Genomic DNA, 13039 nt, shown 5'->3' with positions numbered 1-13039 from the left:
AAAAATGATCGTTCGATAACTTGCTTTCGGTAAGCATACTTTACCGGCGCATGCGAGCGATACGAGCTGACCGTGTTTCCTATTTTGACGTCTGAGACAAAGCGTGACAGCGATTTGTGCTTCGGCTTCGGAATCACGATGTGCGTCGCGACAAGATAACAAGACCGTTCGCCAGTGCACGCACCGCGTCGCCGGTATTCGAGGTATGAGCGCGAGTTGACTACCGTTTGGCACTGGGTCTGTCCATGACGGCGCGCTCAGCTGCATCGATCGTCAGATTGAACGTGGTCAATAGGAGGCTGTATGCCACAACTGTTCGATGCCCTGGAACTGGGCTCGCTGAAGCTGCCCAACCGGATTGCCCTTGCGCCAATGACTCGATGCCGTGCGCAAGCGGGCGACGTGCCACAACCGAGCAGTGTGAAGTACTACTCGCAGCGTGCGTCGGCGGGCCTGATGGTCACCGAGGCAACCAATGTTTCACCGCATTCTTGCGCCTTTGAGCAGGCGCCTGGTATTTATAGTGAAGACCAAGTTCGTGGCTGGAAGTCGGTCGCTGACGGCGTGCACGCAAGCGGCGGCCGAATCTTCCTCCAGTTGTGGCACTGTGGACGTGTCGGCTCCGACGCGATCCTCGATGGGCAGGCTCCGCTCTCGCCCTCCGGTGTAAACGACGACCTCGACACGCTTCAGGTGTGGGGGCAACTGGCCAACGGTCGATATGCACGGCTCGCCGCAACGCCATCACGTGAAATGACACTGGCGGAGATCGAAGCGACGATCGAGGAATATCGGGTTGGTGCCGCCAACGCGGTCCTTGCGGGCATGGATGGCGTTGAAATTCACGCTGCGAATGGCTACCTGCCGCACCAGTTCCTGTCCCCTACCATCAATCGGCGTCACGATGAATACGGCGGCAATCTGCAAAAGCGACTGCGTTTTCTACGGCACGTGACCGAGGCAGTGATCAGCGCCGTCGGCGCACATCGTGTCGGTGTGCGGCTCTCGCCAACAGCCGCTTACAACAACACGCGCGATCCTCATCCCGAGGAGACATACAGCGCCGTCTCCAGAATGCTTGACGAACTGGGTGTGGCCTATATTCACATCGCCGACACGAACGCCTGGGCTGGCGCCCCGGACATGCCGCACTTGCTGGAGATGATCAAACCGCATTTCCGGCGACCGCTCATCGGCAACGGTGGCATCACACCGGCGCTGGCAGCCGAGCATGTGCGCAGCGGGCGACTCGACGTCATCGCCTTCGGACGGACGTTTCTGGCCAATCCCGACCTGCCGGCCCGCATTCAACGCGGAGGACCGTATAACGATCCTCGCCCCGTCGGCTGGTATGGCGGGACCGATGAAGGCTACACGGACTACCCTAATTTGTCAGAGCTCTTGAGCTGACAGCGGGTTCAATTCCTTCAACAGGCGGGACGGGTAAACACCGACACGAATCCGGTGGTCACTCTCGAATTGATCGCCCTATAATTTATCAACCGATCACTAATCGATCGATAAACATGGAGATGGCCATGGCGGTCACGAAACTCGCGCATTACTCGATCCGCACCACCGACCTCGAGAAGTCGCGGCAGTTCTACACGCAGGTTCTCGGCTTTCGTGAAGGATTCCGTCCTCCCTTCAATTTCCCGGGGATCTGGCTGTACAACGGCAGCGACGAGTCCGAGTTCGGCGTCGTCCACATCATCGGGATCGACCCGAACGATCCCAGTGGTCTCGTCGACTATCTCGGCGACAAAGGCTTGCCGGAAACCGGCACCGGAACCGTCGACCACATCGCGTTCCTCGCCACGGGACTCCCCGATTTCTGGGCAACGTTGCGCCGCGAGGGCTGGCAGTGGCGGGACAGAACGGTCCCAAGTCTCGGCCTCCATCAGGTATTCGTCGAAGATCCGTCGGGCGTGACGATCGAAATGAATTTCCCTGCTCATGAAGTCCCATCATCCGTGAGTACATCGCCCGCTCACACCGACGCCTAACCCGGAGATTTTCGACATGCAACGCAACTTTTTGGATCGCCGTAAGGCAGTCATCGTGGGTGGTTCGCTCGGTGGCCTTTTCGCTGCCAATCTTTTGCTCCGCAGCGGCTGGGACGTGACCGTACTGGAGCGCGTTCCCGAGGAACTCGCGGGACGCGGCGCTGGCATCGTGACTCACCCGGAACTTCTGGAAGCGCTGATCGCGGCCGGTGTGGACGTGAACGACGACATCGGCGTCACCGTACATAGCCGGATTACCTTGAACGCCGATGGCAGCCTGGCCGGCTCCCACCCGCTCACACAGATCCTCACTGCGTGGAGCAAGATGTATCACGTGCTTCGTTCGGCACTGCCCGATAACTGCTATCGATCAGGCGCAGTGGTCGACGCAGTCGAAAGCTTTGCGGACCATGCGGAAGTCACGCTCTCGGACAACTCAAAGCTGCGGGCCGATCTTGTCGTGGCTGCTGATGGGTTCCGCTCAAGCATTCGACAGAAGTATCTGCCTGACGTGAAGTTGCAGTATGCGGGCTACATCGCATGGCGAGGACTCGTCGACGAGCGCGACCTGTCCCCGGAAGCGTGGGGCGCCCTGTTCGACAAATTTGCCTTCTGCCTGCCGTCCGGCGAACAGATGCTCGGCTATCCCGTGGCCGGTCCCGGCAACAGTACAGAACCCGGCCAACGTCGTTACAACTTTGTGTGGTACCGGCCGACAGACGAAGCGAGCACGTTGCGCGATCTGCTCACCGATGCCTCCGGCAACCACTATCCCACTGGCATTCCGCCGCATCTGATTCGTCCGGACGTCCTGACGGACATGCGCGAAGCAGCGCGTACCCTGCTGGCGCCGCCGTTCGCGGAAGTGGTTGAAAAAACGCAGAAACCACTGTTCCAGCCGATCTACGACCTCGAGGCGGCGCAGCTGACCTTCGGCCGGCTCGTGCTACTCGGCGACGCTGCATTTGTGGCACGTCCCCACTGCGGCATGGGGGTGACCAAGGCGGCCGGTGATGCACTGCAGCTGGCCCGCTCGCTTGCAGAGATTGACGACATTCACGCGGCGCTGGCCGACTACGAGCGTCATCGCCTGCAGTTTGGCTGCGCCATCGTCGAGCATGCGCGCCACCTGGGCGCCTATATGCAGGCGCAGATGAAAACCCCGTTCGAACGGGAAATGGCCGAGAAATATCGCACGCCGGACGCCGTCATGCGCGAGACGGCTGTGGCCCCAACCCTTCAGTAGTTACCCCCGACACGGGCGAACCGGCCATGAGAGTCGGTCGCCTTTGTCGGAAGACTTCACCCAGTCAGCACGAAATACGATAACAAACGCGGCACCTTGCGCTCAGGATTCGCAACCAACAGGCCTAACGCCTGCATCAACTCGTGAGGTGTCCTAGGAGGGCAGAACCTTCGTCGGGGTTGCTGTTCGTTGCAAGTGACCTGCTCGGGATATTCGGGCAGGGCCTTGCCTTCATGTCTGCGCTCCTTGTAATCAATGCGATGGCAACACCAGAGCGCCGGCGGAAGCATGCATTCGTCCTTCTTCTCAATAGCCCATCTCGGCGGCATTGTCCAAGTGCTTGACCTTGGGTTGGCAGCGAATCACCTCAGCTTAAACACATCCCTTATCGGACTGTAGGCTTGCATGGCGCTCCGCACCCTCATCCTCCCGGTCGCGGCACGCCGCCTCGTCACTGGCGTGCCCCAACGCACGAAGACTGAAGTATCAGTCCCAGCAACACACGGACACTATTCTGAAACGATCGACGTGCCTATGGCTACCGCCTCATATGCCGGCGGCCGGCCCCATGTCTTGCCCAATTTCCGGAGCCGCCTTCGGGGCGGTCCTTTCCGAGATCAAAAGCCTGGCGTCCCGCCCAAACCAACGGTTCGTCCCGGAGGTGCTCTGATGGCGGAAGTAGAAGATGCGCTATCCGTTTGCTGAAGTGATTGCCGTCATCTTCGGCACATGGTCAGGGCCGGAGTCAGCGTGTGCACCGTCATCGCCGCGCCGAGCAGGAACGGACCGACAGTGACACCCTCGACGCTGGTCATGTTCAGTGAGTTGTCCGCGATCCTCGCCGCCCAAGCGCTCTGCACGTTCAGTAGGTTGGTCGCACACCAAGACTCTGTAACGTGAAGAATTCCAGCACGTTGCATCGACTGCAAAGGTTCTTTGCTTGCCGTAAAACCACCGTCGTCCCATGCCCGCGGAGCCAGTAACGACGGGGCTTCCAGCCTCTCGTGCTCCCGCGAACCATCTAAAGAGCGGTCAACCATTTTCTTCAATTTATCTTTCGATAACTTATAATTGAATCCAATGCAACGGCCGATGCAGACGTCCTCTTTCACACCCTCACTTCTTCCAGAGGAGGCGCCATGCCTACACTCCTTGACCGCATCCAAATTGGTGATCTGGACCTCGACAACCGTGTCGTGATGGCACCGATGACGCGTAGCCGTGCCGGAGAATGCGACATCCCTACCGACCTCAACGGTCAGTATTACGCCCAGCGAGCCACTGCCGGCCTGATTGTTTCGGAGGCTACAAACGTAAGTCGATGGTCCAGTGCATTCGAGCGTGCGCCTGGCATTTATACGGACGCGCAGGTTCAAGGCTGGAAAAGTATCGTCAACCAAATCCACGATGCCGGTGGAAAGATCTTCCTGCAACTCTGGCATTCCGGCCGCATCAGTTCCTTTGCTTTACTCGGTGGACACGAACCACTGTCGCCGTCGGGAGTGAACGATGACCTCGAGAAACTTCAGGTTTGGGCTCAACTGGCTAACGGCGCCTACACGAAGATTCATGCAACTCCATCCCGCGCGATGACACGCGACGAGATCAAGCATGTCGTCCGGGAATATCGTCTTGCTGCCGAGCATGCGTGGTCCGTCGGATTCGACGGTGTCGAAATACACGCCGCGAATGGCTATCTGCCGCATCAGTTTCTGTCGCCGACTATCAACCGACGGGACGACGAATATGGTGGCAGCGCGGAGAACCGCGCGCGATTTCTGAAGGAAATCATCGACAATGTCGGGGAGGTCATGCCTGTCAGCCGTGTTGGCGTCAGGATTTCCCCTTTCGCCCATTACAATAACGTGCGCGATCCGGATCCCGCGTCGACCTATTCGTACGTTGCCGAAATGCTTGAGCGCTTCAAGGTCGGCTATACGCACCTCGCCGACACGAATGGATGGGCGGGAGCCCCCGACCTGCCGGCAATCCTCGACATTGTTCGCCCGCGGTTCTCCGGCACGTTGATCGCAAACGGCGGCATCAGCATCGAGCAGGCGAAGCAGTTGCTTAATAAAGGTCAGATCGATCTCGTTGCATTCGGGCGACTGTATATTTCCAATCCAGATCTCGTCGGCCGCATCCGGCATGACGCACCGCTTTCGGATTCTGAACCCCGCGGCTGGTATGGCGGCAATGAAGCGGGATATACCGACTACCCTCCGCACGCTTAATACACCGCCTCACTCAACTTTGCTCCCGGCCTAATGAGAAGCACACGCAGATCACGTGCGAATACGACCGAGCCGGGAGTTTCGATACAGATTACAGGACGAGACCGCAAAGATGACTCTGTGTCATGCGTGGCCGCCGGAACCTTTGCAGCATTTAAGTAAGCGAATAGTCAGACTTAGATGACCGCTTATCGTTGGGTCATACGCAGAGCTTGCGTGATAATCATCGACATCGACGAGCGACGCATGCGTATCGGCGACATCTCAAGCAACGGCGGAGACTTCTCCGCGTCAGCGTGCCGCAGAAGGCTGACGCGGACGATCACGCTCTAGTTACATCGCCCGGCTGCGAGGTTCATGATGGACAACGAATCCAACCCGCAAAGCAACGCCTCGGATCGCCGCACAGACGAGGGGAAGAGCGACGAAGATCCCAGCGTTCGTAACAACCCTCGCTACTATCAGTTGTACCCCGTGTTATCCGACTCGGACGTCGACAGGATACGTCGCTTTGGCAGCCTCACGCGACGCAGCGCCGGCGACGTGCTCTATCGCACGGGAGGGTTTAGTCCGGGCATGTTCGTGTTGCTGTCCGGCACGTTGCGTGCGGTTGTTCGGGACGGTCTGGGCCATGAACGCGTTGTCCGGGCTCAAATGGGACGCGGCGAATTCAGCTCCGACATCGGGCAATTGGCAGGCAGACCGGCGGTGGCTGATGTGGTCGTGACCGAGGACGTTGAAGCGATCCTACTCCCGACCGAAAGGCTTCGAGCGTTGATGATTGCCGAAGCCGAACTCGGCGAGCGCATCATGCGTGCCCTCATTCTGCGTCGCGTCGCCGCCATCGAGCGCGGCAATGGCGCAGTCCTGGTCGGCACCGGAGATAGCGCGCGGTTTCTTGGACTGCAGAATTTCCTACGGCGAAACAGTCAACCCTATCTGGCGCTAGATGCGCACCACGACGCGGACGCGATAGCGCTATTGCATCGCCTGGCCCCGAAGCGGGACGATTTCCCGCTCGTGATCTGCCCGGACGGTTCAGTGCTCCGCAACCCGGACAACGCACAGCTCGCATCCTGCCTTGGTCTCGTACCCGAATTCGATCTGGCGCATGTTTACGATGTCGTTATCGTCGGCGCCGGACCTGCTGGATTGGCCGCCGCCGTCTATGCTGCTTCGGAAGGACTGTCCGTGGCGGTGCTAGATTGCGGGGCGCCGGGCGGCCAAGCGGGCGCAAGCATGCGCATCGAGAATTATCTGGGGTTTCCCACCGGAATCTCTGGTCAAGCCTTGGCGGGCCGTGCTTTCAACCAGGCGCAGAAGTTCGGCGCCCACATTGGAATCCCATGCGAAGTAAAGGCATTGCATTGCGGCGCATCCCCGCTCGCAATCGAAATGTCGGACACACGTCACATCAAGGCTCATACAGTCGTCATCGCAACGGGCGCAGAATATCGTCGCCCCGCGGTCGACAATCTTTCTGGCTTCGAAGGCCGGGGCGTCTATTACTGGGCGTCCCCTGTAGAAGCGCGCCTATGTAGGCAGGACGTTGTGATCCTCGTGGGGGGCGGCAACTCGGCAGGGCAAGCCGTCGCGTATCTCGCCGATCACGCCGCTCATGTGCATCTGCTGATTCGTGGCGCGGATCTCCATCAAAGCATGTCGCGTTACCTCATCGAGCGCCTCACATCACTGTCAAACGTGACGATGCACCGGCAAACCGAGGTCACACGGCTCGAGGGCACTGACCGGCTAGAGCGCGTCCACTATCGTACTCAAGGCGACCTCGAAGACCAAAGCATTGAGACACATCATCTTTTTCTCTTCATCGGGGCCGAGCCCAACACGGGTTGGCTGCAAACCTGTGGGGTGTCAGTGGATGCGAAAGGGTTCGTGCTAACCGGCACCGACGTTGCAGCGGGATCAACGCGCTCCCTGCCACTGCAGACAAGTGTCGACGGCGTCTTCGCGATCGGTGACGTCCGCGCTGGATCCATAAAGCGCGTCGCCGCGGCAGTCGGAGAAGGTGCTGCTGTCGTCGCGCAAATTCATCGTTTTCTCACATCCGTTGCGCGCTCTGACTAGTTGCCCTGCAAACATTAGCGCAGACCATCACCACGAGGTCGGCGTTATCGCGGTCAGCGTTGTGCGAGCGGCTTATGAAGGAAAAGTCTGATCAGTCGACGAACGATCCCTGTCGCCTTATTCCATGTCCCGTCGACACTCCCTTTTGCCCCTCCTTGTGCTCGTTTCGACGGCGACCGAGTGATTTTTCGGAGCGTCGCGGATTGTGCAGGAATATAGACGCGTTGTCAGAGTTTGAATTGTGTCTTCGACGAAGACAACTCGGCGCACATTGTCTTCACCGCGAACATTAGGCCGTTTGGCTTGAGTCGTTCAACACGTCAAACGATACCAAATGAACCACGAGGAAGGGGTCGCGAGATTTTTTTAGGTCTCGTCTGTTACTGGCACGGACAATGCATTCAGTTCAACACCGAACAAAAGTGCGGGACACGCGCAGATGCTGCGCGAAGAATCATTAGCATGACGCTATAACTACGGAGGAAGACTTGAGCATGGAATACGTTCGCCTCGGAAAAACGGGCCTGAAAGTATCGCGTATTTGCCTCGGCATGTTGACTTTTGGTACCTCAGAGTGGCGTCCGTGGGTGATGGATGAAGAGGCATCGCGCCCGATTGTCCGACACGCGGTCGACTTAGGCATTAACTTCTTCGACACCGGTGATACTTATTCTGGCGGGATGTCCGAGGTGTTGACAGGCAAATTCCTGAAGGAGATGTTTCCGGGAACGCGCCGCGAAGAGGCGGTCGTGGCGACGAAAGTATATGAGCCGGTCGACGTCGCCTATATGGGCACGCGCATGGATGAATTCGTCCGTCGGCCGAATAAGGACGGATTAAGCCGAAAGCGCATCTTTCATGCAGTCGATGCGTCCCTGCAGCGCCTCGGCGTTGACTATATCGATCTCTATCAGACACACCGCTTCGATCATAACTCTCCTCTGGAAGAAACGATGGAAGCGCTTCATGATGTTGTGAAGGCCGGTAAGGTTCGCTATATCGGCGCAAGTAGCATGTGGGCATGGCAGTTCGCCAAAGCTCAGCAAGTCGCGAAGGAAAATGGCTGGACCCGTTTTGTGAGCATGCAAAACCACTACAACCTCGCGTACCGAGAGGAAGAGCGAGAAATGAACCCGCTCTGCCAAGACTCAGGCGTTGCACTTTTGCCGTGGAGTCCTTTGGCACGAGGCTTTCTAGCCGGTAATCGCAAGACGGATGGTCTTGGCGAGACGACTCGCGCCAAAAACGACAAACTGGCACAACAGTATTACTTTCGCGAGTCCGACTTCAAAGTCGTCGACAATCTCTCTGCGCTTGCAGAGGAGAAAGGCGTTGGTAATGCAACGCTGGCCTACGCCTGGCTTTTGCATAAAGGCGTTACCGCACCGATTATCGGCGTGAGTAAAATCGCCCAGTTGGATCCTGCCGTAGCCGCGTTGAGCGTTCAGTTGACCGACGACGAGATTGCGCGACTGGAGGCGGCCTACGAGCCACATCCGATCCTCGGGCACGAATAAGCTCAGGGATATCGGGCTTCATAAGTCTCAACGAACTTGGATCACGGGGGCGCGTCGTTCTCCGTCCCTGTGGACCAGGTTTCGCATACACGCTCGACACGCCTTTAGCTCTTTAGCTCTTTAGCCCTTTAGCCCTTTAGCCCTTTAGCCCTTTAGCCCTTTAGCCCTTTAGCCCTTTAGCCCTTTAGCCCCCAGACCACTTTTGCACGCGAAAGGGCTTCTCTTTCGTTCGCCGAGCAGCCAATCCTCGCGGCCATGGAGGAAGAGTTGTGAGCTAAGGCAGTCACGGCCGACGGAAGCCAGGCGCGAGGTCGCGAAATTGAGACTTGACGTGAAGAAGTGATTCGAGCCCGCGCGGCTCGAATCACCCGGTCGTCACTCGTCGTTCAGGTCAAACTCCATTCGCCTTAGCGAACTGCGGCTTGCGCTTCTCCAGGAATGCGTCCATTCCCTCTCGTCCTTCGGGACCAGCCATTCCTGTAAATTCCAGCGCCAGGGACGCATCGAAGATGGGACCCGCCTGCCGCAGCCATGAGTTCAGTGATTGCTTCGTCCAGCGGATCGCTCCCGGGGCCGAATCAGCCAGTCGTGACGCCACCTCGATCGACCTACCCTCAACTTCCGAGTCCTCTACCGCCATCGAAACAAGATTCATGCTTGCTGCTTCCTCGCCAGTAAAGTGGTCGGCAGTCAGCAGATAATACTTGGCCTTCGCCATCCCGCATAAGAGCGGCCAGATGATGGCGGCATGATCTCCAGCCGCGATACCGATTTTCATGTGTCCATCTGAGAATTTCGCCTCTTTCGATGCGATCGAGATATCCGCAAGAAGAGCACACGCTATCCCGGCGCCCACGGCCCAGCCTCGGACAGCGCTGACGACCGGCTTGGAACAGTTGATCATGCCGTAGACGAGATCGCGTGATTCTTTCATCGCCTGCATCCTGAGCTCGTAGTCGTCGCAGACCAATCGTTCTTGTTTGAGGTCACCGCCCGCGGAGAAAGACTGTCCATCGCCCGTCACAACTACGGCATACACGGAAGGATCAGAATCTAGGTCACGCCAGATCTCAGATACCTCCCTATGCATAACGGCATCCATCGCTCCTAGTTTCAACGGAGACGCAAAGGTAATGCGCAGTACGCGTGGATGCGGACGATCAAATTTCAGTCTCGTGTACCGTTCGTAGTAGTCAGCCATTCAATACCCCTATCAACGTTTATTGCGCGGCGCGCATCAAAAAGCGTCGCGATCAGCGGCTAGCTCATGTTCTAAACGCGCTCAATGACTATCGCGATGCCCTGACCCACGCCGATGCACATCGTGCACAGCGCGTAGCGGCCGCCAGTGCGGTGCAGCTGATAGCTCGCGGTCGTGACCAGACGCGCGCCCGAAGCGCCGAGCGGATGGCCCAGCGCGATCGCGCCGCCGTTCGGGTTGACGCGGGGATCGTCATCGGCAACGCCGAGCATGCGCAGCGTAGCCAGTCCTTGCGACGCGAACGCTTCATTCAGCTCGATCACATCCATCTGGTTGATGGTCATGCCCAGACGCTTCAGAAGCTTCTGCGACGCCGGGCCCGGACCGATGCCCATCACACGCGGCGGCACGCCTGCGGTCGCGAGGCCGAGAATACGCGCGAGCGGCGTGAGACCGTTGCGCTTCGCGCTGTCCTCGTCGGCGATCAGCATCGCGACCGCGCCGTCGTTCACGCCCGACGCGTTGCCCGCCGTGACGCTGCCGTCCGGACGCACGACGCCCTTGAGTTTCGCGAGCGCTTCGAGGCTCGTTTCACGCGGATGCTCGTCACGATCCACGACGAGCGCATCGCCCTTCTTCTGCGGAATCGTCACCGCGACGATTTCCTGTGCAAGCGTGCCGTCCTTCTGCGCACGCGCCGCCTTCTGCTGCGAGCGCAATGCAAACGCGTCCTGATCGGCGCGGCTGATCTTGTAGTCGTCCGCAACGTTCTCGGCGGTCTCGGGCATCGAATCGACGCCGTATTGCTTCTTCATCAGCGGGTTGATGAAGCGCCAGCCGATGGTCGTGTCATGGATCTCGCCGGAACGCGAGAACGCGCTCGTCGCCTTGCCCATCACGAACGGCGCGCGGCTCATGCTCTCGACGCCGCCCGCGATCATCAGGCTCGTCTCGCCCGCCTTGATCGCGCGGGCCGCGACGCCGATCGCGTCCATGCCCGAGCCGCACAGACGGTTCACCGTCGAACCGGGCGTGCCGACCGGCAGGCCCGCCAGCAGCGCCGACATGCGCGCGACGTTGCGGTTGTCTTCGCCCGCCTGGTTCGCGCAGCCGTAGATCACTTCGTCGATGGCTTCCCAGTCCACTTCCTTGTTGCGCTCGAACAGCGCACGCAGCGGCATGGCGCCGAGATCGTCGGCGCGCACGGAGGACAGCGAGCCGCCATAACGGCCGATAGGCGTACGGATCGCATCACACACGAAAGCTTCGTTCACAGATTCTCTCTCTTAAAAAGACTGCCGCTTAATTGGACCTGACTCGCGTACCAGAGAAAAACCGTTCTCTTGCCACACGAATGGCTGCATCGAAATCCACTTCGGTGGCCAAGTGCTTGTGGTCTACGCTAACTAACCACCCCTGCGCTGATTTACACCAGCGCACGCGCCCTTCGTCATAGAACATGCAGAACCACCGCCAGAGTGATGCATCATCCTCATTAGCAGTGCTGGCCGCGAGCCTTCTCTCGGCCTCGTAACTCAAAGTCGACATGGCGTACCTCCCTGCGCTTTTCCATCTTGAGCTTGCCGTGCAGACGCGCTTTAATCCACAAGACCTACCAGTTCGGGCACCGCCGTGAAGAGGTCTGCGTTTAGCCCGTAGTCAGCCACGCTGAAGATCGGCGCTTCGGGGTCTTTGTTGATCGCGACGATGACCTTCGAGTCCTTCATGCCGGCCAAGTGCTGAATTGCGCCCGAGATGCCGACTGCCACGTACAGTTGCGGCGCGACGATCTTGCCGGTTTGACCGACTTGATAGTCGTTCGGGACGTAGCCCGCGTCCACTGCCGCGCGCGATGCGCCCAGCGCCGCACCCAGCTTGTCCGCCAGAGGTTCAAGCGTCTTCGTGTAGTTCTCGCCGCTGCCCAGACCGCGACCGCCCGACACGATGATGCTCGCGCTCGTCAGCTCCGGACGGTCCAGCTTCGTCACTTCGCGACTTACGAACTGCGAGATGCCTGCATCGGCTGCTGCTTCGATTTTCTCGACCGCTGCGCTGCCGCCTTCCGCTGCGACCGGATCGAAACCCGTCGAGCGAACGGTGATGACCTTGATCGGATCGATCGATTGAACGATCGCGATGGCGTTGCCGGCATAAATCGGGCGCTCGAACGTATCGGCCGAATCAACCGCCGTGATGTCGCTGATCTGCGCGACATCGAGATGCGCTGCGATACGCGGCGCGATGTTCTTACCGTATGCCGTTGCCGGAGCCAGAATGTGCGAATAATCCTTCGCGATGTTCAGCACCGTGCCTTCGATGTTTTCCGCGAGGCCGTCGGCGAGTTGGGGCGCATCAGCGAGCAGCACTTTTGCCACGCCCGCGATCTTCGCCGCTGCATCCGCCGCGCCTTGCGCGTTCGAGCCTGCAACCAGCACATGCACATCGCCGCGGATCTTCGACGCCGCTGCAACCGTGTTCAGCGTCGCTGCCTTGATCGACGCGTTGTCATGTTCCGCAATAACCAGAATCGTCATTTTTTCGCGTCTCCCTTACAGCACTTTGGCTTCGGTCTTGAGCTTCTCGACCAGCGTCTTCACGTCCGGCACCGTGATACCGGCGCTGCGCTTCGGCGGCTCGCTGACCTTCAGCGTCTTCAGACGCGGCGCGACGTCGACGCCCAGATCAGCAGGCTTCACCGTCGTCAGCGGCTTCTTCTTCGCCTTCATGATGTTCGGCAGCGTCACATAGCG

At 59.1% G+C, this 13039-nt stretch carries 10 protein-coding genes and 1 pseudogene; 6 read left to right on the top strand and 5 right to left on the bottom strand.

All coding sequences use genetic code 11. From position 1 onward, the window contains the following. The first annotated feature begins 303 nt into the window (after window positions 1–303). From AWB78_RS34065 to AWB78_RS34055, 3 genes are all read left to right on the top strand, one after another. Entirely contained in the window at window positions 304–1410 is a 1107-nt protein-coding gene (locus tag AWB78_RS34065) for an alkene reductase (protein WP_062611028.1), read from the top strand. A 128-nt stretch (window positions 1411–1538) separates the two neighbouring features. Then, window positions 1539–2006 carry a VOC family protein gene (locus AWB78_RS34060; protein WP_062611027.1) on the top strand — a complete coding sequence of 156 codons (468 nt, stop codon included), beginning with the start codon at window positions 1539–1541 and terminating at the stop codon, window positions 2004–2006. A 16-nt stretch (window positions 2007–2022) separates the two neighbouring features. Next, window positions 2023–3252: an FAD binding domain-containing protein gene (locus AWB78_RS34055; RefSeq protein ID WP_062611026.1), complete on the top strand. Its 1230-nt coding sequence runs from the start codon at window positions 2023–2025 to the stop codon at window positions 3250–3252. A gap of 716 nt (window positions 3253–3968) precedes the next feature. Here the strand turns inward: AWB78_RS34055 and AWB78_RS34050 are convergent. Continuing rightward, window positions 3969–4364: a hypothetical protein gene (locus AWB78_RS34050; protein WP_062611025.1), complete on the bottom strand. Its 396-nt coding sequence runs from the start codon at window positions 4362–4364 to the stop codon at window positions 3969–3971. Window positions 4365–4391: 27 nt separating this feature from the next. Between AWB78_RS34050 and AWB78_RS34045 the strand changes: the two genes are divergently transcribed. The 3 genes from AWB78_RS34045 (at window position 4392) to AWB78_RS34035 (ending at window position 9088) form a co-directional block, all read left to right on the top strand. Next, complete coding sequence (locus AWB78_RS34045) at window positions 4392–5486, top strand: alkene reductase (protein WP_062611024.1); 1095 nt, start codon at window positions 4392–4394, stop codon at window positions 5484–5486. Between the two features lie 360 nt (window positions 5487–5846). Beyond that, window positions 5847–7571 (top strand): FAD-dependent oxidoreductase, encoded by a 1725-nt coding sequence (locus tag AWB78_RS34040; protein WP_062611047.1) that lies wholly within the window; start codon window positions 5847–5849, stop codon window positions 7569–7571. A 494-nt stretch (window positions 7572–8065) separates the two neighbouring features. Next, a complete protein-coding gene (locus tag AWB78_RS34035; protein WP_062611023.1) occupies window positions 8066–9088 on the top strand; it encodes an aldo/keto reductase in 1023 nt (340 codons plus the stop codon). Window positions 9089–9479: 391 nt separating this feature from the next. Here the strand turns inward: AWB78_RS34035 and AWB78_RS34030 are convergent, their stop codons facing one another. From AWB78_RS34030 to AWB78_RS34015, 4 genes and pseudogenes are all read right to left on the bottom strand, one after another. After that, entirely contained in the window at window positions 9480–10289 is an 810-nt protein-coding gene (locus AWB78_RS34030; protein WP_062611022.1) for an enoyl-CoA hydratase/isomerase family protein, read from the bottom strand. 71 nt (window positions 10290–10360) lie between these two features. Beyond that, window positions 10361–11563 carry a 3-oxoadipyl-CoA thiolase gene (pcaF, locus tag AWB78_RS34025; RefSeq protein WP_062611021.1) on the bottom strand — a complete coding sequence of 401 codons (1203 nt, stop codon included), beginning with the start codon at window positions 11561–11563 and terminating at the stop codon, window positions 10361–10363. 324 nt (window positions 11564–11887) lie between these two features. Continuing rightward, a complete protein-coding gene (locus AWB78_RS34020) occupies window positions 11888–12823 on the bottom strand; it encodes an electron transfer flavoprotein subunit alpha/FixB family protein (protein ID WP_062611020.1) in 936 nt (311 codons plus the stop codon). Between the two features lie 15 nt (window positions 12824–12838). Next, window positions 12839–13039, bottom strand: a pseudogene (locus AWB78_RS34015) (electron transfer flavoprotein subunit beta/FixA family protein); the annotation flags it as partial.

The organism is Caballeronia calidae, from assembly GCF_900044055.2.
Classification (GTDB): domain Bacteria; phylum Pseudomonadota; class Gammaproteobacteria; order Burkholderiales; family Burkholderiaceae; genus Caballeronia; species Caballeronia calidae.
The sequence above is the reverse complement of the archived record's forward strand: the minus strand, read 5'-3'. Positions and strand labels throughout refer to the sequence as shown.

What these genes read in the sequence shown, in the direction of transcription:
- AWB78_RS34065 (WP_062611028.1), top strand. Translation starts at nt 304, where the DNA reads ATGCCACAACTGTTCGATGCCCTGGAACTGGGCTCGCTGAAGCTGCCC.
- AWB78_RS34060 (WP_062611027.1), top strand. Translation starts at nt 1,539, where the DNA reads ATGGCGGTCACGAAACTCGCGCATTACTCGATCCGCACCACCGACCTC.
- AWB78_RS34055 (WP_062611026.1), top strand. Translation starts at nt 2,023, where the DNA reads ATGCAACGCAACTTTTTGGATCGCCGTAAGGCAGTCATCGTGGGTGGT.
- AWB78_RS34045 (WP_062611024.1), top strand. Translation starts at nt 4,392, where the DNA reads ATGCCTACACTCCTTGACCGCATCCAAATTGGTGATCTGGACCTCGAC.
- AWB78_RS34040 (WP_062611047.1), top strand. Translation starts at nt 5,847, where the DNA reads ATGGACAACGAATCCAACCCGCAAAGCAACGCCTCGGATCGCCGCACA.
- AWB78_RS34035 (WP_062611023.1), top strand. Translation starts at nt 8,066, where the DNA reads ATGGAATACGTTCGCCTCGGAAAAACGGGCCTGAAAGTATCGCGTATT.
- AWB78_RS34030 (WP_062611022.1), bottom strand. Translation starts at nt 10,289, where the DNA reads ATGGCTGACTACTACGAACGGTACACGAGACTGAAATTTGATCGTCCG.
- AWB78_RS34020 (WP_062611020.1), bottom strand. Translation starts at nt 12,823, where the DNA reads ATGACGATTCTGGTTATTGCGGAACATGACAACGCGTCGATCAAGGCA.